The organism is Paraglaciecola sp. 20A4, from assembly GCF_011378905.1.
Taxonomy (GTDB): Bacteria; Pseudomonadota; Gammaproteobacteria; order Enterobacterales; family Alteromonadaceae; genus Paraglaciecola.
On the sequence record NZ_WTPY01000016.1, the window covers coordinates 72,570 to 93,988 of the forward strand.

17 protein-coding genes and 1 pseudogene are annotated in these 21,419 nt (G+C 37.7%); all 18 read left to right on the top strand.

Features of this window, described 5'->3' with window-relative positions:
* Positions 1-137 precede the first annotated feature (137 nt).
* Complete coding sequence (locus tag GQS54_RS14685; RefSeq protein WP_166424730.1) at positions 138-2,897, top strand: SLBB domain-containing protein; 2,760 nt, start codon at positions 138-140, stop codon at positions 2,895-2,897.
* A 29-nt stretch (positions 2,898-2,926) separates the two neighbouring features.
* A complete protein-coding gene (locus tag GQS54_RS14690; protein ID WP_166424731.1) occupies positions 2,927-3,922 on the top strand; it encodes a Wzz/FepE/Etk N-terminal domain-containing protein in 996 nt (331 codons plus the stop codon).
* A gap of 102 nt (positions 3,923-4,024) precedes the next feature.
* Entirely contained in the window at positions 4,025-5,269 is a 1,245-nt protein-coding gene (locus tag GQS54_RS14695; RefSeq protein WP_240919958.1) for a flippase, read from the top strand.
* A gap of 6 nt (positions 5,270-5,275) precedes the next feature.
* Positions 5,276-6,370 (top strand): UDP-galactopyranose mutase, encoded by a 1,095-nt coding sequence (glf, locus tag GQS54_RS14700; RefSeq protein ID WP_166424733.1) that lies wholly within the window; start codon positions 5,276-5,278, stop codon positions 6,368-6,370.
* Positions 6,371-6,375: 5 nt separating this feature from the next.
* The gene (locus GQS54_RS14705) at positions 6,376-7,350 is read left to right on the top strand and encodes a hypothetical protein (protein ID WP_166424734.1); all 975 of its coding nucleotides are present in this window, start codon (positions 6,376-6,378) and stop codon (positions 7,348-7,350) included.
* Between the two features lies 1 nt (position 7,351).
* Complete coding sequence (locus tag GQS54_RS14710) at positions 7,352-8,227, top strand: hypothetical protein (RefSeq protein WP_166424735.1); 876 nt, start codon at positions 7,352-7,354, stop codon at positions 8,225-8,227.
* 200 nt (positions 8,228-8,427) lie between these two features.
* Entirely contained in the window at positions 8,428-9,348 is a 921-nt protein-coding gene (locus GQS54_RS14715) for a sugar transferase (protein ID WP_166424736.1), read from the top strand.
* Between the two features lie 12 nt (positions 9,349-9,360).
* Positions 9,361-9,960, top strand: coding sequence for an acyltransferase (locus GQS54_RS23445; protein ID WP_277344140.1), 600 nt, complete (start codon positions 9,361-9,363; stop codon positions 9,958-9,960).
* Positions 9,947-11,113, top strand: a complete 1,167-nt coding sequence (locus GQS54_RS14725) for a glycosyltransferase (RefSeq protein WP_166424737.1) — start codon at positions 9,947-9,949, stop codon at positions 11,111-11,113. The genes GQS54_RS23445 and GQS54_RS14725 overlap by 14 nt, the downstream gene beginning before the upstream one ends.
* The gene (locus tag GQS54_RS14730) at positions 11,103-12,155 is read left to right on the top strand and encodes a glycosyltransferase family 1 protein (RefSeq protein WP_205967772.1); all 1,053 of its coding nucleotides are present in this window, start codon (positions 11,103-11,105) and stop codon (positions 12,153-12,155) included. The genes GQS54_RS14725 and GQS54_RS14730 overlap by 11 nt, the downstream gene beginning before the upstream one ends.
* Complete coding sequence (locus GQS54_RS14735) at positions 12,152-13,246, top strand: hypothetical protein (protein ID WP_166424739.1); 1,095 nt, start codon at positions 12,152-12,154, stop codon at positions 13,244-13,246. Before GQS54_RS14730 ends, GQS54_RS14735 begins: the two co-directional genes overlap by 4 nt.
* 159 nt (positions 13,247-13,405) lie before the next feature.
* Positions 13,406-14,443 carry a GDP-mannose 4,6-dehydratase gene (gene gmd, locus GQS54_RS14740; RefSeq protein WP_166424740.1) on the top strand — a complete coding sequence of 346 codons (1,038 nt, stop codon included), beginning with the start codon at positions 13,406-13,408 and terminating at the stop codon, positions 14,441-14,443.
* Positions 14,443-15,300: a GDP-mannose 4,6-dehydratase gene (locus GQS54_RS14745; RefSeq protein ID WP_166424741.1), complete on the top strand. Its 858-nt coding sequence runs from the start codon at positions 14,443-14,445 to the stop codon at positions 15,298-15,300. The genes gmd and GQS54_RS14745 overlap by 1 nt, the downstream gene beginning before the upstream one ends.
* Before the next feature lie 90 nt (positions 15,301-15,390).
* Positions 15,391-16,161, top strand: coding sequence for a glycosyltransferase (locus tag GQS54_RS14750; protein ID WP_166424742.1), 771 nt, complete (start codon positions 15,391-15,393; stop codon positions 16,159-16,161).
* Positions 16,158-17,093 carry an SDR family oxidoreductase gene (locus GQS54_RS14755; protein WP_166424743.1) on the top strand — a complete coding sequence of 312 codons (936 nt, stop codon included), beginning with the start codon at positions 16,158-16,160 and terminating at the stop codon, positions 17,091-17,093. The genes GQS54_RS14750 and GQS54_RS14755 overlap by 4 nt, the downstream gene beginning before the upstream one ends.
* 13 nt (positions 17,094-17,106) lie before the next feature.
* Entirely contained in the window at positions 17,107-17,664 is a 558-nt protein-coding gene (locus tag GQS54_RS14760) for a sugar transferase (RefSeq protein ID WP_166424744.1), read from the top strand.
* A gap of 128 nt (positions 17,665-17,792) precedes the next feature.
* Positions 17,793-19,766, top strand: coding sequence for a nucleoside-diphosphate sugar epimerase/dehydratase (locus GQS54_RS14765; RefSeq protein ID WP_166424745.1), 1,974 nt, complete (start codon positions 17,793-17,795; stop codon positions 19,764-19,766).
* 736 nt (positions 19,767-20,502) lie between these two features.
* A pseudogene (locus GQS54_RS14770) lies at positions 20,503-21,336 on the top strand (IS256 family transposase); the annotation flags it as partial.
* Positions 21,337-21,419 lie beyond the last annotated feature (83 nt).

Consider the following 21,419-nt stretch of genomic DNA (forward strand, 5'->3'; position numbering starts at 1 on the left):
ACTGGTGTCGATATATGGCAACAATGTTAAGCTAAATAAACCGTTTCACTAACATTGCAAATCGTATATCATGCTGCCCCATTTATTTGGCTGTATTGTACACATTTCAACCTTCTGAGACCCACAGGGATAGCAGTATGTTAAGAAAGTTTAATTTTCAGATAATCGCATTGCTTGCGTTTATTTTTGTTGCGCAAGTTGATGCCGTTACGCCTTCTGCTCAACAAATCGAACAGTTTAAAAGCATGCCTAAGGCGCAGCAAGAAGCACTCGCGCGACAAATGGGCATAGACTTGTCTGATTTAAATCTTTCGGGTGGCAGCAACAACAATATACAGGTACAACCTGAAACTCAGGTTAATCGCTATGTTGATGACGACGAAATCGCTAAACGTCTTGCGCAGCAAAGTGCCAATCAGAATAAAACAAAAGAATTAAAGCCTTTTGGCTATGATTTATTTGATTCATCAACGGCTACTGCTTCGTTTGCACCTCCTACCAACCTACCTGTACCAGCTGATTATCTGTTAGGCCCAGGCGACAGTATTCGTGTTCAGCTATTCGGTAAAGTGAGTGAGCAGCATGAGTTGCAGGTTAACAACGAGGGTATCATCGAAGTACCCGATTTAGGTCCGATGAACGTAGCAGGACTTAGCTATAACGAATTCAAAAAGCAATTGACTGAGCGCTATGCTGAGCAGGTGATTGGTGTTACGCCAAATATCAGCATGGGAGAACTGCGTACTATTCAGATTTATATGGTGGGTGAGGCCTATCAACCTGGTGCGTATACCGTTAGTGCATTATCAACTATTACTAATGCATTATTTTCTAGCGGCGGCATAAATGATGTGGGTTCATTACGTCATATCCAGTTAAAGCGTGCAGGGAAAACCATAACAGAGTTCGATTTATACGACTTACTGGTATATGGGGACACAAATAAAGATATGCGCTTGCAACAAGGTGACGTCATCTTTATTCCTATTGTGAAAAAGTTAGTCAGTGTTGATGGCAAGGTCCGTCGCCCAGCGATTTATGAAGCCACAGATAATGACACCATGGCGAGTATGCTCAACATCGCCGGTGGTTTGCTGCCTACTGCAGCAGCTACTAGTCTGCAAGTAGCTCGCAGCACGCCAAGTGACGGATTTCAAGTTAAAACAATTAATATGCAAAATAGAAGTGGTCAAGCCTTCAAACTCGCTGCGGGTGACTTCATTAACGTACCCGCTGCAGGCAGCGAATTTAATAATGCTGTTGTGGTGATGGGAGCATACGCCACTCCGGGTTTAACCCAGTGGAATCCGAGTCTAACGTTAGCTGATTTAGTGAATCGCAATAGCTTGCTTGGTACAACTGACGTTGACTATGCGCTGATTATACGCGGCCCTAAATTTGCCCGCCAAAGTGAAATTGTTCAGTTCGAGCCAGCTAAAGTACTGTCTGGTGAATACAACATGGCACTTAATGCGTCTGACAAAGTGCTCTTTTTCAATCGATTTACACCAGTCGATCCTGAAGACAAACAAGACCAAACACAAAATAAGTCATCTATTGGCAGTACTAATCAGCAACAAGATACTAAGTCCGTGAATAACATTCCGATGCAAAGTGGAATGAACGGGGCATCGGTTAGTAACAATCAGAATCCTCAATTTGAAAATACTCTACGGGATCAAAGCGCTGGAAATAACAGGCGAAACAGTAAAGATTTAAAAAATAGCGATGACAATGAACAGAGCGCAGCTAACTTTCTACAGGAATTAGACCTAGCGAGTTTTACTGAAAAGTATCTCATTTTAGAGAAAACCAAATATTTATCTCGTGAAGAGTTACTCGCGCCCATAGTAGAACGTCTGCAGAATGAAAGTACTCAAAGCTCGCCCATGAAATTGGTTGAAGTGACTGGTCAGGTGAAATTCCCAGGGGTTTATCCTGTGCAAAAAAATGCGAACGTGCGTGACTTGATATTAGCAGGCGGAGGGCTTTTAGAGTCTGCCTACCTACAAAAAGCTGAGATTTCACGAACCAGTTTAGATAATGATCACGCGCTAAGTATCGAACATATTCAAATTGATTTAATCGATTCTATGTTAGGCAATAATAATATTGCGCTGCAAAGTAAAGACACCTTGAACGTGCTGCGCACCCCTGATTGGCACGAGAACAAGAAAGTTGAGTTGGTTGGCGAGGTAGTGTTCCCGGGTGTATATCAAATCAAGAAAGGCGAAACCCTAGCACAGTTAGTTGAACGTGCGGGCGGCCTTACTGAAGAGGCGACGGTTAAGGCTGTTATCTTCACTCGTGAAGAACTCAAAGAGCGTGAGCGCGAGAACTTAGACAAATCAGTTGAGAATCTGCGTCAGCAAATTGCCTCGACTAATCTTTCAGGTAGTCAAAATGTAAAAACTATTGATTATCAAGAAGCAACATTGATACTCGATGAATTGCTAAACGTTGAACCTGTTGGTCGCTTAGTTATCGATATGCCGCAGATAATCGCTGGCAATCCAACTGCTGACTTATCACTTAAAGACGGCGATAAACTCTTTGTGCCCAATATCTCGTCAGCTGTTTCTGTGGTGGGTGAAGTGTTTGTACCATCGACCCATATATTCAAATACGGAAAAACGTTAGAACAGTATATAGCCAACTCTGGTGGCGAAAATGACCGCGCAGACATGGACGACGTGTATATTGTAAAAGCAGACGGTTCAGTGACCATTCCTGAGTCATCATTCTGGTTTAGCTCAAAAGAAACCGTATTAGAGCCGGGCGATACCATAGTAGTGCCACGTGACGTGACCAATTACGAACGCTTAGGCTTATGGCAAACCATTACCCAAATAGCGTATCAGTCAGCGATTGCATTAATTGCAATTGGCAACCTGTAGTTTATTTAAAGAAAATTTGAGTAATAAATATGACTGATATTAAAAATAGCGCGCCGAATAAAGACAATATTCAATATGTGGTTATATCGCCTGATATGCTTCAGGCGCAAAACAACGACGATGAAATAGACTTGCGCGAATTGTGGAATGTCATTTGGCGTGGTAAATGGATAATTATCGCAGTAACCGCAATATTTGCGGTTGCTTCGGTATTTTACGCACTGAGCTTACCTAATATCTATAAATCAGAAGCACTTCTCGCACCCGCAGAATCAGATCAACAAGGCGGTTTAGCTGGTTTGGCTGGCCAGTTTGGAGGCTTAGCATCCCTCGCAGGTGTGAATTTAGGCGGTGGTAAAACCGACAAGACTGCGTTAGCAATAGAGATCCTCAAATCTCGTGAGTTCTTCGCTAAATTTGCGGAAAAGCACGATATTTTGCCTGATTTGATGGCTGCGAAAGGTTGGGATATATCTTCGCATACTGTTATATATGATGAGGACCTTTATCAGCCGCAAAACAAAGAGTGGATTAGAGAAGTTCAGCCTCCAAAAAAAGCTGAGCCCTCTATGCAGGAGGCTAAAAAAGAGTTTGAAAGAATACTATCAATAGAAAATAGTTCTGAGACGGGGATGGTAAAGCTTAGTACTGAGCATTATTCTCCGGAAGTAGCTAAAAAATGGGTAGATTGGTTAATACTCGATATAAATACTGTAATGAAAGTTAGGGACAGAGAAGAAGCCGAAAACAGTATTGCTTATTTAGAATCTCAGATTGCGGTTACTAATATAGTTGAACAGAAAACGCTGCTTTATCAACTAATTGAAGAGCAAGCAAAAACTCTTATGTTTGCAGAAGTAAGAGAAGAATATGTGTTTAAAACAATTGATCCTGCCCTAGTTTCTGAAGTAAAAAATTCTCCCAAAAGATCATTAATTGTTATGCTTTTTGTCGCTATTGGAATAGCTCTTTCAATCATAATCCTACTACTCGTACACTATACCTGTAGAAGGAGATCCTGCTGAACATAGTTTCATTGATGAAATGTAAACTTCGCATTTTTAATAAGCTCTGGTGCGGTTTCATTGTTACCAAAAAATACATGATAAATATATAGAGGCTTGCACTTGGATAGACGTATATTAAAAAACGTAGCTTCCTTATTTAGTATAAAAGTTGCCGGTTATTTGGTTCCTTTAATTTCTTTACCCTACCTAGTTAGGGTGCTTGAGCCTACAGGTTATGGCTATTTAGGGTATTGTTTAGCAATTAATCAGTATTTTATTTTAATCGTCAGCTATGGTTTTGATTTGTCTGCTACGCAGAAAATATCAAAAGTAAGAGATGAGCGTTTAAAAGTAAGTAGAATATTTTGGAATGTTTTGGGAATAAGGTTTGTTGCCTCGCTGATTGGGTTAGGAATTTTGTGTATTGCGACAGCTTTGATTCATTCGATAGACAGCTTAAGCTTGATACTATTTTGCTGTTACACAAGTGTCTTTGGGGCTGCTCTTTTTCCTCAATGGCTATTTCAAGGCAAGGAGCAGCTTGGACTTATTTCTGCCGCAAGAATTATCTTCCAGATAATTTCATTACCATTATTACTTATTTTTGTTAATGAACCTAAAGATGTCTGGAGAGCCGGGTTAATACAATCCTTACCAGCCTTGTTAATTAGTTTTGTAGCTTTTTACATAGTAGTAAAACGAAAGTGGATTATTTGGGTAGCTCCTGACATGAGATCTATGTGGAAAGAGTTAAAAGATGGATGGCATATATTTATATCAACAGCAGCTATCAGCCTATATACGTCCAGCGTAGCGGTCTTCCTCGGAGCTTTAAGTGGCCCTGTTAGTGTAGGTTACTTCGTTGCTGCTAATAAGCTGATACAGGCCGCAAACGGTATATATACTCCGATCTCTCATGCGTACTATCCTAGAATTAGTTTTGAGCTTACGAAAAATAATGTCGAGGGATTAAGATTAATTACCCAATTAATAAAAATTTTATCGTTTATCACATTTTGCATTGGCGTGGGGTTATTCATATTCGCCGAACCAGTGATAGGGTTACTATTTGGGGCTGAGTATGTAAACAGTGTGTTACTTGTAAAAATCATGAGTGTTTTGCCAATTTTAACCAGCTTAAGTAATATTTTCGGGGTCCAGACACTTTTGACATTCGGATTCAAAGCGGAGTTTTCAAGAGTGTTAATATTTTCTGGTGGATTTAGTTTATTTTTGATTTGGCCTCTAATTTACTTATTTAATGAAATTGGAGCATCCTTATCCGTCGTATTCACAGAGCTTTTAGTAACGATATTAATGTTCGTTGTTGTTTTGAGAAAAAAAATAAATATTTTTCAAAGGTAAATTAAAATGTTTGATTATTTGATAGTTGGAAGTGGTTTCTTTGGTGCAGTATGTGCTTATGAACTGAAAAAAAAAGGGAAAAAAGTTCTGGTCTTAGAAAAACGGGAGCATATAGGAGGTAATGCATTCACAAGAGACAATCATGGTATACAGGTTCATGAATACGGAGCTCATATTTTCCATACGAATGATAAAGCGATTTGGGACTATGTTAACGACTTAGTACCATTTAATCGATTTACAAATTCGCCATTAGCAATGCATAAGGGGAAACTTTACAATCTGCCGTTTAACATGAATACCTTTAACCAATTGTGGGGTGTAATTACACCTGATGAAGCTAAAGCCAAAATCGCAGAGCAGCGCAGCGAAATGGAAAATATAAAACCATCTAATTTAGAAGAACAAGCTATATCCCTTGTTGGGCGAGATATGTATGAGACGCTCATTAAAGGATATACAGAGAAACAATGGGGGAGGCCTGCGGACGAATTACCGGCGTTTATCATTAATCGATTACCTGTCCGTTTTACATACGACAACAATTATTTTTCAGATAAATACCAAGGGATTCCGATAGGTGGATACACTAAGTTGTTTGATGTCTTATTAGGTGGAATTGAAGTAAGACTAAATTGTGATTACTTATCTGATAGAGATAATTATAACAAATTAGCAGATAATATAATTTATACTGGTCCAATTGATTCGTACTTTAATTATGAATATGGTGAGCTTGAATATCGTTCATTAAAATTTAAACATAGTATTTTGCCTACTGCTAATTTTCAAGGTAATGCAGTAATTAATTACACAGAAAAAGACGTTGATTTTACACGTATAATTGAGCACAAACATTTCGATTTTACTGATGCTGAGCATACAGTTATTACTCATGAATATCCGGCCGATTGGAAATTAGGAGATGAACCTTTCTACCCGATAAACGATGATAAAAATATGAAGCTATTTAAGAAATATCGCTCACTTGCAAAAATGGAAAAGGGAATGATTTTTGGAGGGCGATTATCTGAGTATAAATACTACGATATGCATCAGGTTATAAGATCAGCACTTAATACTATAGGGAAAATAGGATAAATTTAATGAAAAATGTATATGTTATTTGCCCCGGCGACAGTGTGACGGGTGGGCCAGAGCTAATTCACCAATTTATAGATGCTGTAAATTCGGTTGGTGGTAATGCAAGCGTACTATATTATCCATTTAGTCATAATTATGATATCCCTAGTCCTTATAAACATTATAACGTTAAAGTTGAAAAAAAAGGTTCGATATCAGCAGATAATTCAATAATTATTGTTCCGGAGATTGCCACACAATATATTAAATATTTTGAGAAGTTTGAAATATTTATTTGGTGGTTATCAGTAGATAACTACTTTAATGCATTTCCGATGGGGTTAAAGGGCAAGTTAAAAAGTGTAATCAAAAAGTTAGTTAAGCACAGGAATAGACCTAAATATCTTAATGAAATGAATCAATATTCGCATCTTGCGCAAAGTCATTATGCGATGCAATTTCTTAAAGATAACGGTTACGAGTCTAGCCTTCTTAGTGATTATTTGAATAAAGAACACTTTGTTCAAGAAGCCGATTTAGAAAAAAAAGAAAATATAATATGTTATAACCCTAAAAAAGGGCTAGAAGTTACACAATATATAATTGAAACATATCCAAAAATGAAATTTGTTCCTATTCAGAATATGAATCATAAAGAGGTTGCAGATTTATTAAAACGCTCAAAGATTTACATAGATTTTGGGAAGCACCCAGGAAAGGATCGGTTGCCCAGAGAGGCGGCCATGGCTAATTGTGTCGTGATAACAGGTATGAAGGGGAGTGCTGGGAATGAATATGATATCCCTGTACCCAAAAAATATAAACTAGATGAAAACTCTAGCGACTTTATAAGTAAAGTAGACCAGATTATCTCCTTTGTTTTCAATGACTATGAAAGTAGTCTTCAAGATTTTGGTCATTATAGAGAACGCATTCAAAATGAGAGAGAATTGTTTCTGGACCAAGTATCTAACTTAGTCCGGAAAGAGTGTAGTTAAGATGAGTGTTTTTCATAAAATAGAACATGAAACATCTATTCTTGTAATATTATATAATACTGAAATATTATCTTCTATTACATTGGTATCTTTACTCAATAGTAATGTCAATCTGAAAGGATATAACCTTGTCATTTGGAACAATGGTCCGAATAAACTTAGTGATGTTGACATTGTCCCTTTTCAGGAAGTAGGGTTTTACGTTCAAATTGTTCAGACTATTGAAAACACATCACTTGCTAACATATACAATACTTTCATCAAAATGCATAGAGCAGTTCGCTACGTCATTCTTGACCACGACTCTAACTTAAGTGATCAGTATCTAATGAGTTTGAGTACTGTCGGTGCTGATAAAATAGGCGTGCCGATTATATATTGTGACGGGGATCAGGTAGGGCCTTTATTAAATTGTAGATTGTGCCTTTCAAAAGACATAATTAGGGATGAAGATGCCTTTGTCGCGATCGGCAGTGGACTAGTGATAGGTTTTGATATAACTAAAACTTTAAAGGAAACTCAAGGGCAAGTGTTTGATGAACGTTTTTTTCTATATGGTGTTGATACTACATTCTTCTTAAGACTTAAAATTAGTAATTTAAATCATTCTATTGAAATTTTATCGGGATTTGAGCATTCATTATCAAGATTTGAGAATGAAAATTTATTGACTAAAAAATTTAGAAAACTCGAAAGAACATATGATTTAGCATTAACTTTAAGATTCTATTATTCTCCTTTGAAAATAATTTATTTTGTTGCTCTTAATACACTAAAATATTTTTTTCATAGGTTACTAAAACGTGATACGTTAATTTATTATATACCCTTCGTCAAAGCGCTTTTTACTGGTCGTCATTATAGAGATATCAAGTAAGCTGTATTTCTAAATCATGCATCATGCATTACTAAATTAAAATTTTTGGCGCTCTTACGTTGAAATATTATTATATAGGCTTTTATCGCTTTGTTATGATTTTTATATATGAGAAGGCTCTAAAAAGTGCATCGCTGAGCGTCTTTTTCTTAAGTTATGTGATGTGGATTGATGAATAATATGATGAGAAAAATTGAAATATGTCTGATTTAGCTCCTATCGCCCTTTTCGTGCATGCACGTCTAGAGCATACAAAAAAAACAATTAATTCATTAAAAGCTAACTCTTTAGCTAAAGAATCCAGAATCTATATATTTTGCGATAGTCATAGAATTGGTGTTTCCAACGACATTGAGGCAGTTGATTCTGTAAGAAACTTAATTTCAAAAGTAGGTGGGTTTCATACCGTTAAAGTTATCTATAGAGAGTATAATTACGGGTTAAAACGAAATATAGTTGAAGGTTTGGATTATGTACTCAAAAAGCATGATAAGGTGATTGTTTTGGAAGATGATTGTGAAGCAGCCCCCAACTTTTTGGCTTTCATGAATGAATGCCTAGATTACTACGCTGATCCAAGTAAGAATGTTTGGCATATCTCCGGTTGGAATCCAGGACTTAATTTTGAAGATAAACCGTTCCCCTCTTATTTTATGAGCTGTTGGGGGTGGTCTACATGGCGTTACAGGTGGCGAGAGGTATGTTTTGAGCCATTAATTTTAATGGAGAATATGAGCATAGCGGAAAGATATAAGTTTAATTTAAACGGCAGCTACCCTTTTTATAGCCACCTTCTAGGTAATTATCTAGGTCAGAATAATACTTGGGCTGTTTTCTGGTATGCCTCTATTTTTAATTCACATGGTCATTGTATTAATCCCCCTACGTCACTAATCACTAATCTTGGGATGGATGGCTCAGGTACACATACGAGTATTCAATTTGATCAAAATGTTCCGTTGCAGACTTCTAAAAAATACGATCCTATGATAAGTGATTTAGATAATACGCTAAAAGCTCTTTCAACTTTGTTCGGTACTAAACAAAAAAAGTTACACAAAATCTATTCTATAGTGAAAATTTTAATCCCTATTTGGGTTCTAAAAATCATAAAAGAATAATATGGTGATTGTATGAAAATAATCTATGCGGTAATGTTCATTTTATTTGATTTTGTTAAATATTTTCAACATACCATCCTTAGGGCTCACTGGCGTAGTAAAGATGTGTTCATTGCTCGCAAAGCATCTTTTACCATTGATTCATTTGGTGAAGTTAACATAGCTCATGGCGTCTATATTGCAGATGGTGTTTTGATTGTCGCTACTACCGAAAATACCTCAGTAAAAACTGCTCAACTTGATATTGGTGAGAATACCGTCTTAAACGAGTATTCTAACATAAGGGCGTCAGGAGGTCGGATCGTTATTGGCGCTAATACCATGATTGCTCAAGGCGTCTCTATCATTGCCACAAACCATAAAATTAATACTGATAAATTGATGATCAGAGAGCAGTGGGACTTGACAAAAAGTAATGTTAGAATCGGCGATAACGTTTGGATAGGGGCTAACTGTGTCATATTACCTGGTGTTAATATTTCAAGCGGTGCAGTTATAGCCGCTGGGGCTGTTGTAAATAAAGATATTGGTATTAACGAAATTTGGGGGGGGGTCCCAGCACGCCTTATCAGTATCAGAAAGACGGCGAGTCAAGATAATGATAAAGCCTAATCTTGTTTTAGTCGATGAGTCAGCAATTTACGGTGGACACGAGTCCATGCTAATGTCCTTTTTAAGGGGGATATTATTGCCGTTAAGTAGTGTTTTTAATGTGTATTTTGTAGTAAACTCGCAAAATAAAAAATTAATTTTTCAATTAGAATCGAATGACTTCCAGGAAATTTCTGTTCTAAAAATTTCATTGTCAAAGATACCAATGAAACCTATAACTCAATTTTTTATAGTTAATGATTCGTTGAAGATGAAGTCTACCTTAAAAGGGCTCAATCCAAAATTAGTGTTAAACATCCAAGGTACAATTGAAATTGGTTGCATGACGTTGTGGGCTTGCAGGTCTCTTGGTATAGAGGTCTTTAGCTATCTACCGATAACAAAATCCAGTGCATCCCTCAATGTTTTCTTAGGGCGAACAAGAGATTTTCTTTGCAAGGCGCTATATTATCCAATTCCTCAAAAAATAATTACGATATCAAATTCAAATTCCAAAGAGTTAACTGTACAATTCGATGTGCCAACAGAAAACATTTCCGTCGTCCATAACTTTGTTGAACATAGTATGATTAGTTCATGTGTTGAAGTACCAAAGTTTAAGGATAAGCGTAGGCACTTAGCCTTAATAGGGCGTATTAGCAATACTCAGAAATGTCAATTTGATTTTTTAAATGCTTGGTTGAAATTCGAATTCATTGATCAATATGTCATTCACATTGTAGGGGATGATGATGGTCAAGAATCTCAAGCGATAAAAGCGTTGGGTGAGCAAGCTGTTTCTGCCGGGAGTATAGTGTTTCATGGATGGCAATCACAAAATTATGTTTCAGAGGTACTTAGAAGATGCGATACATTGCTTTTACCTTCTAGATTTGAAGGTGTTCCATTAGTGATGATTGAAGCAATTGCTTTAGGTTGTTTAGTTGTCGGGACTGCCGTCGACGGTATGAAGGAGTTTCTCCCTGAAGAGCTCACGTTTGGAGTTGCTGATTGGTCTACTATGTTTGAGATCATTCAGAATACACACCAATCGGATAAGACGAATCTATTGTTGGATATAGTTCGTGAACGTTTTGAGGTGTTTAACCAGACAAGAAATACACAGACATTTTTGAATCTGTTGATGGAAAGATCTTATGAATATGAAAGATAAAATTCTAATTGACGGACGTCTATTGAGCGTTAATCCAACTGGGATTTCACGATATTGTGTAAAAATGATTGAGGTAATTGCTGAGCAATATGGAGAAGAACAACTTGTCGTGTTAGTTAACAACTCAGAGGTCATGCGACAGAATATCTTGCTAGAACGCTTGTCTATTTTTCAAACAGGTTTAAAGCCTTTTAATTTAGTCCATTGGTTGACACTTTCATTTTTAGTTTTTTTTAAGAAACCCAGGGCTTATGTATGTCTAAATTATTCTGGGTTATGTTTCAAGAGACCATCTTTAAAACTTGTCGTAACTGTGTACGATTTAATGTTTTCCTTTGTAGAAGGATTTTTCGGAGGCGGCATTAAGGATATTGCTGGACGATTTTATTATGGCCTGATGGTACCGAGAGCTATAAAGTTGAGTAATTTGGCATTGACCATATCTGAGGCTTCCCAAAATGATATTATGGCTCTTTACGGTAAAAATGCTGTGAATATTTCGGGCGGAAATTTTCTTGAAGCGCAACCCGAACCGTCAATAATCAAACGTTTAAACTTGCTACCCCATGGCTATTTTTTGTTTGCTGGAAATTCGAGACCACACAAAAATATCCCACAGCTGCTAAGAGTGTTTAATAAGTATCGCCGATACTCTCCTGACGCAAAACTAATTATTGTGGGTCATAAAGGAGAAACAAGTAGTGGTGTAATTTATCCAGGGTTCGTAACGGAAAATGAACTCGTTGCGTTATATCAGTCTGCAAAGGCTTTTGTTTTTCCATCACTTTATGAGGGGTTCGGGTTACCCGTGTTGGAGGCAATCATCAACGGGTGTCCTGTTATAGCTTCAGATATCCCTGCTTTCAGGGAGTTTAAAAATAACAATATGATCTTTTATTCGAGCGATGATGGCCTTTATAATTCCCTATTGTGTCCGCCAACATTTGACAACGATAGTTTACAAGCCTTTGTTTCAAAGTTTACTTGGGGGACTTTTTGTAAGAAGCTAGCTCAAGAATTGTTAAGCCTTATTAAGAAATGAGTCAATCTAGTTTACAAATGTTTGCAAAAATTTTGAGCACTCTACTTGTGCTAATGTATGCATTTGTGCCTTATATATTAGATTCACTAAAAATTTATCAAATTCCGTGGGCAGTAGAAAATTTCTATTATTCAGTTGTCTTAGCGGTAATTATTATGTTTTTGCCACATTACTCCTTTAAAAAACATCTATTTAGGTTTGACGTGCATAGTAATTCATTAACTAAAACTATAGTTTTATTTTTCGTATGTTGTTTGGTTTTTAGCCTTTGGTCTTGGCACGATGACCGTGAATCCGTTGGAGCTAGTGTCGCCGCTTTTTTTCGCGCTCTATGGATCTTAAATTCATTTTGCTTCATTAAAAGTACGGAGAAAAAAAGAACTTGGTTAATCTTGCTGACTGCGATATTAGTTTTTATTGATCAGTCAAGAACTTACTTTATGATCTCTTTTATGGTCCTAGCTCTAGCTTCAAATAGAAAAAAATTATATTTAGTTATTGGTATGTTCGGCGTACTTTTAGTAGCGGCTGTCAGAGTTGGTGAATCCATGTCTATTATTGGTATGCTAACATATGGAATAGTTGGTGAGGGTTATAACGGGTCAAAAGCTGTGGGCCAAGTTTTATTGCTAAACCGAGATTCTGTTGATTGGTTGTCTCATACAGCTTTGACCTTATTACAACCCATATACTTGCCTATAGAAATGGTTGTTGGGCCGTTTTTTGATGCCGGTTTACCTACCCAATCCTCTATTTTAGGTAACGCTGTGAAAGTCGAGTTAGGGGAAAAGCTTAGTCCAATGGGGGGATGGTATATTTTAGCGGATTTCATCTGGTATGGTCCTATTGGAATTGTATTAATGTTTATCTATATCAATATGACTTGGTATTTAAGTAATTTCATCCTAAATACAAGATATTTTCCTATAGGCGCTTTTTTCTTCTTTTTATCGATTAAAGCTATGCCATTCGTTTATTATAAAATGCTGACGTATGTAGTTGGTATTGCATTTGTTTTTACTCTGTTGGGTTTTTACAAAAATAAAAACTTTAAGTTTCGGCCTGTTAAAATAGGCAATTTGACTTTTTGATTCCGCATTTATTTACACGTCATAGTTTTATTAAGAAATAGAAATAGAAATAGAAATAGAAATAGAAATAGAAATAGAAATATCAATAATTTATTATCCTCATTGACCATTTAGTTTGAGGTTAATTAGAGTTCAATTTTAGGTTAAGAGATACACAATATGAATAAAGTTGCATTAGTTACAGGGGTCACTGGTCAGGATGGTGCTTATCTTTCGGAGTTGTTGCTATCTAAAGATTACAAGGTATACGGTGCATTTAGACGGACGAGCAGTGTAAATTTTTGGCGCATCGAAGAGCTTGGTTTGAAGGAACACGCTAATTTTGAGCTGATTGAGTTCGATTTGACAGATTTATCAAATACTGTTCGCCTAATTCAAAATTGTAAGCCTACTGAGGTCTACAACCTCGCTGCTCAGAGTTTTGTCGGTGTCTCATTTGAACAGCCTATAACAACAGCAGAGATTACCGGTATAGGTGCCGTAAACCTGCTCGAAGCTATTCGAATCGTCGATTCTTCTATCAAATTTTATCAAGCATCTACTTCAGAAATGTTTGGTAAGGTTCAAGAGATTCCCCAGACCGAGGCGACCCCCTTTTATCCTAGAAGTCCTTATGGAGTGGCAAAGCTCTATGCCCACTGGATGGTCATTAATTATCGTGAGTCCTATGGTATTTTTGCTACCAGTGGAATCTTATTCAATCATGAGTCACCTCTCAGAGGTAAAGAGTTTGTAACTCGTAAAATTACAGATTCAGTGGCTAAAATCAAGCTTGGAAAGCTAGACCTTTTAGAGTTAGGTAACATTGATGCTAAACGCGATTGGGGTTTTGCAAAAGATTATGTTGAAGGCATGTGGCGCATGCTACAGGCTGATAAACCAGATACATATGTTTTGGCAACGAATAGAACAGAGACGGTTCGTGACTTTGTTACTATGTCATTCAAAGCCGTTGATATTGATTTAAATTGGTTGGGAATTGGCGAGGATGAAGTAGCTGTTGACCGAGTTTCTGGCAAAACACTTGTGAAAGTGAATCCCAAGTTTTATCGTCCTGCGGAGGTTGAGTTGCTTATTGGTGATGCGAGTAAGGCTGCTAACGAATTGGATTGGCGGGCAAGGACTAACCTTGAAGAATTATGTACGATGATGGTTGAAGCTGATTTGAAAAGAATCAAAGCAGGTTTTACTTACTAATGAAAAAAAATGTTGTGCTAGTGACTGGCAGCTCGGGTTTTACAGGAAAATATGTGGTTCAAGAGTTAGAATTGCAAGGATTTGCAGTTGTGCGAGGAATAGTCGACCTTCGAAATTATAATGAAGTATTGCAGGTTGTAAAAGACTCTAAACCCAATTTCGTAATTCACCTTGCTGCTCTAGCTTTTGTAGCGAACAATAGTATTAATGACTTATATGAAGTCAACTTACTAGGTACCGTAAATCTGCTCAAAGCACTTACAGAAGTAAAGTTGGAATTATTTAAGGTTATATTAGCTAGTTCTGCGAACATTTATGGTAATTGTAAAGTTGATAAAATAGACGAATTTCAAGCTCCAGCACCTGAAAACCATTATGGGGTATCTAAATACTCAATGGAACTTGCTGCAGCTCAATGGCAAAGCCAACTACCACTATTATTCACTAGACCATTCAATTATACGGGTGTAGGTCAACACAAGCGTTTCCTTATTCCAAAAATTATTAGTCACTTTCAGTTGAAAGAGCCTGTAATTGAGCTTGGAAACCTAGATGTTTATCGTGATTTCTCAGATGTAAGAGACATCGCTAGATATTATTCAGCATTACTTAATGTTGATACAGCTCAGCTGCATGTGAACTTGTGTTCAAGTTCTTTATGGTCTTTGCAGGATATTATTGCTCACTTAGTAAAAATTACCGGCCATAGAATTGATGTTAAAGTTAATGAAAGTTATGTTCGAAGTAACGAAATAAAAAAACTTTGCGGAGATAATTCGACTTTGAGAAAGCTAGTAGATATTAAATCGTCTATATCCTTTCGAGACACACTTGAATGGATGTTAAAGCAAGATTGAATGGGTTTTTACATCAATTTTCTAGTTTCCTATATTTGGAAGTATTTTGCTTTTTCTTAGTCATATATTAATAATAAAGTGGTGTCTGTTTTGAAAAATTTTTATATATCTATCGTTTCCCATGGTAATGAAGATGATATTATTAATAATAGGAATTTGAAGGGAATTAACTCATTAGATAATGCAACTGTTATTATTAGAGATAATTTATCTAATGATAATCTTAGAATATACTGTGGGAAAAATGATTTTCAATATAGTTCTTCAAACTTTATATTGGGCTTCGGTGCGAATAATAACATTAACTATAAATTAGCTTCGGATTTAGGCATGCGAGAATCAGATTGGTTCATTTTATTTAACCCTGATGTCGATATGTCTCCAACAATGTTTAATAGGCTATCTAATACTATTGATGATAGAAACAGTAAGATTTTCGCTATTAACCTTTTTTTCGATAAAGAGCTTTCAGACATGGAATATTCACTAAGGAAGTTTCCTACATTATCTTCATTTTTCAATATAGTAAAAGGAAGCTCTTTTACTCAAGCTTATAACAAAACGGATTTAGCTGATGGTTCTTTTGTTGATTGGGCTGCCGGCTCATTTTTAGTTTTCCAAAGTGACTTATATGGAAAATTAGGCGGTTTCGACGAAAACTACTTTATGTATTTTGAAGATGTAGATATTTGTTTTAGAGCTACTAATCTTTATAATCAACATGTGGTCTATTTGAGCGAGATTAAGGCTGTTCATAAAGGCGCTTACAAAAATAGACGCCTATTTTCTAAACACTTCAGATGGTACTTCACGAGTTTATTGAGATTTCTATTCATAACAACTTTTAGGTATAGAGAATGAAAATTGCTTTAACTGGCTCTACTGGTTTTATTGGTAAGGAGCTGGTCACTGCCCTTGGAAATAAAGCACAAAAAATCATTCAAATAGGGCGTAATACGAGTGAAGTTAATAGTGTTGACTACATTTACGTTAAAGGTTTAAATTCAACTACACAGTTTAATTTAAGTACCCATAAATGTGATGTACTTGTCCACTGCGCTGCTCGCGTACATATAATGCATGATAATTCATCAGCTCCACTAGAAGACTTTCGCGAGGTAAATACCTACGGCACACTTAACCTTGCACAGCAGGCCGCAGATGCTGGTGTTAAACGTTTTATTTTTATTAGTTCAATTAAGGTCAATGGTGAATCTACCGAGCTGGGGTTGCCGTTTAAGTCAGATGATAATTTCGTCCCTACTGACCATTATGGTTTAAGTAAATATGAAGCGGAAGTCGGTTTACGGGAAATATCTGCAAAAACTGGTATGGAAGTGGTTATTATCCGTCCGCCATTAGTTTATGGCCAAGGGGTGAAGGCTAATTTTGCCTCTATAGTGAAATGGGTAAATAAGGGGATTCCTTTACCGCTAGGAAGTGTTAACGCTAACAAGCGTAGTTTAGTTTATCTCGATAATTTAGTGGATTTAATTGTCACCTGTATTGATCACCCAAATGCGGCTAATCAAACGTTCCTCGTTAGCGATGACCACGACGTTTCTACTACCGAATTGCTACGTGAAATGGCCCGCGGAGGTGGGCGGCCTAGTCGGCTAATACCCGTGCCTGTTGGTGCAATGCAGTTTGCCGCTAATTTGGTTGGTAAAGGTGCTGTTGCAGCGCGTTTGTTTGGATCGCTGCAAGTTGATATCGAGTACACTAAAAAAGTGTTAAACTGGACTCCTCCGGTTTCCTTTTCTGAAGGTATTCGTCGTTGTTTTTATAAATAGGTTCGTCATTTCTATGTTATTGCGTTTATTCGATATTATTTTTTCCCTTTTGGGTTTGACTTTTGGCTTCCCCATCCTTGTAATTTTATTTTTTGTTGGCTTGTTCGACACAGGCTCGCCGATTTTTTGTCAAGAAAGGGTCGGGCGAAATAAAAAACCATTTACACTGGTTAAGTTTCGTACCATGAAAAAAGATACAGCCTCAGTAGCGAGTCATTTAGCGAGTAGTAGTTCGATAACTAAGTTCGGGAATTTTTTACGCAGAACCAAACTGGATGAACTCCCCCAATTATGGAACGTGCTGTCGGGTGATATGAGTTTAGTTGGGCCAAGACCTAGCTTATTGAATCAGCTTGATTTAATAGCTGAGCGTGAATGTCGCGATGTATTAAATGTACGCCCAGGTATTACAGGTTTGGCGCAGGTTAATAAAATTGACATGTCAGTGCCGATTTTATTAGCCGATACGGATGCTAAAATGTTACAAAATTTGACCCTAAGAACCTATTTCAAGTATATACTATTGACCCTCCTTGGTAAGGGGGCTGGGGATCGTGTGATCTCTGGTTAATATTTAGCGCAATTGCTCGTATTTAACGTCGTTCCGTTAAAATAATTTATGGTGAATTTTTTGTTTGCTCACGGTTTAGAATTTTTAGTGTCACTAATATTGATGATTGCTAGATAAAGGAGATGTAAATGGACTTTATGCAGGTGTTTTTTGCACTTCCTCGTTCTCAAAAACGTTTAGTTAGTATCATTATCGACACCATTTTTATTATCACCGCTTTTTTCTCGGCAATAGCGATGCGGTTAGATAATTTTCAGGTCTTATTTGATGCTCATTATTGGCTTTTCATGCCGATTGTGTGTTCTGCGAGTATTTATGTTTTTGCTAAATTAGGCCTGTATAGGGCAGTGCTGCGTTACATGGGGTGGCAGGCTTTAACCGCTATCGTGGCTGGTGTTCTTATGTCTACTTTGACCATCGTTTTAACTGCTTATTTTACTGGACTTAGTTTACCCCGCACAGTGCCAATAATATATGCCGCATTTGCACTTGTTTTTGTCGGCGGCTCTAGAGCGGTAGTAAGAGCTGTATTTGGCAATGGAATTAAACGCGTTGGCGAGCATGTTATTATCTACGGGGCAGGTGTTAGTGGTCGCCAACTTGTGACTTCTCTGGCGCAGAGCAGCGAATATAGAACGATGGCGTTCGTCGATGACGATCCCACGTTGCACGGTACGGTTATTCAGGGGGTGAATGTTCATTCCCCATCGATTATTCGCAAGTTAGTTCAACAACATGGCGCGAGTAAAGTGTTACTGGCTATGCCTAGTGCTAGCCATTCAAGACGCAAGCAAATCCTATTGACCTTAGAACCTCTTGCAATACAGGTCTTAACCATTCCTGCCACTTGCGATTTAGTCAGTGGTAATAAAGTGTATTCCGACATAAAACAAGTTGAAGTAGATGATTTGTTAGGTCGAGACACCGTTGCTCCGCGTGAACCGCTAATGGCGGCGAATATTAAAGGTAAAAGCGTGATGGTGACCGGGGCCGGTGGCTCGATAGGTTCTGAGTTATGTCGCCAGATCCTCAATTATTCTCCCAAAAAACTAGTACTTTACGAGCTGTCAGAATACTGCTTGTATTCAATAGAAAGTGAATTGCGCGGGCAGGCTGAACTGCTTAACATCGAGGTTGAAATATTGCCCGTACAGGGGTCCGTACAAAAAGAAAATCGAGTGTTGGCTGTTATGGAGTCATTCAATGTGCAGACGGTTTATCATACCGCAGCATATAAACATGTTCCCTTGGTAGAACAAAATGTAGTTGAAGGTGTTAGAAATAACATTTTTGGAACTTTTTACACCGCTCGTGCTGCTATTGCGGCAAAAGTGGAAACATTTGTTTTAATTTCTACTGATAAGGCCGTCCGTCCGACCAATGTGATGGGAGCCACTAAACGAATGGCCGAGCTTGTATTACAAGCATTAGATAAAGAAACCCATGATACACGCTTCTGTATGGTGCGATTTGGGAATGTATTGGGATCATCTGGCTCTGTTGTGCCTTTATTTAGAAGTCAAATTGCCGCGGGCGGTCCGGTAACCGTTACTCATCCAGAAATTACTCGATTTTTTATGACAATACCTGAGGCTTCGCAATTAGTTATTCAAGCCGGGGCTATGGGAGAAGGCGGAGACGTCTTTGTCCTTGATATGGGTGCTCCAGTAAAAATTGTCGACCTCGCATATAAAATGATCCATTTAAGTGGATTTAAAGTCATTGATGATCGAACTGCTGAGGGAGATATAGCTATTCAATTTTCAGGTATGCGTCCAGGCGAAAAATTATATGAGGAATTGCTAATTGGTGACGACGTAAGTGGTACTGCTCATGAGCGTATAATGACTGCTCACGAGGTGATGTTATCTTGGGATGATCTTGAGCGGATTTTAGACGAGCTTGATTCAGCATGCCACAAGTTTGATCATCAAATTATTAGAGATATTTTGCTCACTGCTCCTATCGGATTTAATCCGAGTGATGGAATTTGCGATTTAGTATGGTTAGAGCGTAACAAAAATAAAGTAGATTTATCTTCAACTGCACTTCCAGCTGATACTAAGGTGGTTTCTTTTGTGTCTAGAAAGTCTTCCTCGTAGCCAATTTAAAGTAATTCCGTAAAGTTGGACTTATTTCTGAGCTGCTATTAAGGCCTGATTTTGATATTAAATCGGAATCAGGTCTTTTAGTTTTAATTTCATACGTTTGTTGTTGTAATAATCAACTTTCTCTCTGATTTTCAATCGGTGCATCGGCAAACACGAGATAGCAATTATTTAAATTTGTAGTCGTCCGTCATTATGCTCAGTTTGAGACTTACATTATATGAGCACTCAGCGTGTCGAAAGCTATTCAAGGCGTTTAGCTAATAGCCCGAAGACCAATAGCAAATTTGTCTATATGGTACTTTAAATCTACCGCTAAGCTCTAGCGAGCTTTCTTGGTGAGTAAATTTCGCTAATGTTTACTGAATGCTCTGAAATATTTGGACATAAAAGCCCCCAGTAATTGGTTTTGTAATCTTCTTCGAAACAAAAGCAGTCATAAATAAAAATTCCAGTAAACTATAACAACGGAGTTTTCTAATGCGACGTCAATAATTGCGTGATGGGCTATTGCTGTTCACAAGAGTTGTCTGCCTTCTACAAAAAGATCTCGAGCATTAAATTAAAAAGTATATGAGATGCAGAATCGAGCTAATTACTCAGTCTTATCGGTGCGCTTTTCATAGACATTGTTTAGCAAAGTAATGGCTCTATTATGAGGCTGTAACGAATTTTGTGTAACTGCTTATCATAAATTACTCTATTGAGAGTTAAGGATAGGCAGATGCAAATGAACAGAAAAGAACTTGAAGCTTTCGCTAAAGAAGCGGCCAAAGGGATTAAAACCCCAGAAGACTTAAATGATTTCAGCCGTATGCTGAAGAAAATAACCGTTGAGGCTGCGTTAAATGCTGAGATGGATGAACATTTAGGTTACGAAAAACACGCTAAGTCAGTCTTGAAGAATAGCCGTAACGGCAGTACATCTAAGCGGATAAAAACGGAAGACGGTGAGTTTGAGCTCGATACGCCCCGCGACCGTGATGGTTCATTTGAACCTAAGTTAGTCAAAAAGAATCAGTCTCGATTTACCTCTATGGATGAAAAAATCCTTTGGCTATATGCGCAAGGCATGAGCACACGAGAAATCGTACAGGCCTTTGATGAATGGTACGGTGCTGACATATCGCCCACCCTTATATCGAGAGTGACTAATGCTGTTATCGACAAAGTAGTTGAATGGCAGTCACGACCGCTGGACCCCATTTATCCGATTATTTACCTAGATTGTCTTGTGGTAAAAATTCGTCAAGATAAACGCGTAATTAATAAATCCATTTTTCTAGCGCTTGGTGTTAACACTGAAGGTCAGAAAGAGCTAATGGGCATGTGGATAGCGGAGAACGAAGGCGCAAAGTTCTGGTTGAGTGTGCTAACCGAGCTTCAAAACCGTGGTGTAGAAGACATCCTTATAGCTTGCGTAGATGGCCTCAAAGGCTTCCCTGATGCCATTAATGCCGTGTTCCCACAAACCAACGTACAGCTGTGTATCGTGCACATGGTACGTAACTCGCTGAAATATGTTTCTTGGAAAGACTACAAGACAGTCACGGCTGATTTAAAGCGTGTTGTGTTCTGGTCAACTCCAACCGGACACTCTCTTTTGAGATATTTCATATTTAATCGGTGACATATTGCCATTTGCTG

Bases quoted from the DNA above. Each gene is read 5' to 3' on its own strand.
- GQS54_RS14685 (WP_166424730.1), top strand. From the start codon at position 138: ATGTTAAGAAAGTTTAATTTTCAGATAATCGCATTGCTTGCGTTTATT.
- GQS54_RS14690 (WP_166424731.1), top strand. From the start codon at position 2,927: ATGACTGATATTAAAAATAGCGCGCCGAATAAAGACAATATTCAATAT.
- glf (WP_166424733.1), top strand. From the start codon at position 5,276: ATGTTTGATTATTTGATAGTTGGAAGTGGTTTCTTTGGTGCAGTATGT.
- GQS54_RS14705 (WP_166424734.1), top strand. From the start codon at position 6,376: ATGAAAAATGTATATGTTATTTGCCCCGGCGACAGTGTGACGGGTGGG.
- GQS54_RS14710 (WP_166424735.1), top strand. From the start codon at position 7,352: ATGAGTGTTTTTCATAAAATAGAACATGAAACATCTATTCTTGTAATA.
- GQS54_RS14715 (WP_166424736.1), top strand. From the start codon at position 8,428: ATGTCTGATTTAGCTCCTATCGCCCTTTTCGTGCATGCACGTCTAGAG.
- GQS54_RS23445 (WP_277344140.1), top strand. From the start codon at position 9,361: ATGAAAATAATCTATGCGGTAATGTTCATTTTATTTGATTTTGTTAAA.
- GQS54_RS14725 (WP_166424737.1), top strand. From the start codon at position 9,947: ATGATAAAGCCTAATCTTGTTTTAGTCGATGAGTCAGCAATTTACGGT.
- GQS54_RS14730 (WP_205967772.1), top strand. From the start codon at position 11,103: ATGAAAGATAAAATTCTAATTGACGGACGTCTATTGAGCGTTAATCCA.
- GQS54_RS14735 (WP_166424739.1), top strand. From the start codon at position 12,152: ATGAGTCAATCTAGTTTACAAATGTTTGCAAAAATTTTGAGCACTCTA.
- gmd (WP_166424740.1), top strand. From the start codon at position 13,406: ATGAATAAAGTTGCATTAGTTACAGGGGTCACTGGTCAGGATGGTGCT.
- GQS54_RS14745 (WP_166424741.1), top strand. From the start codon at position 14,443: ATGAAAAAAAATGTTGTGCTAGTGACTGGCAGCTCGGGTTTTACAGGA.
- GQS54_RS14755 (WP_166424743.1), top strand. From the start codon at position 16,158: ATGAAAATTGCTTTAACTGGCTCTACTGGTTTTATTGGTAAGGAGCTG.
- GQS54_RS14760 (WP_166424744.1), top strand. From the start codon at position 17,107: ATGTTATTGCGTTTATTCGATATTATTTTTTCCCTTTTGGGTTTGACT.
- GQS54_RS14765 (WP_166424745.1), top strand. From the start codon at position 17,793: ATGGACTTTATGCAGGTGTTTTTTGCACTTCCTCGTTCTCAAAAACGT.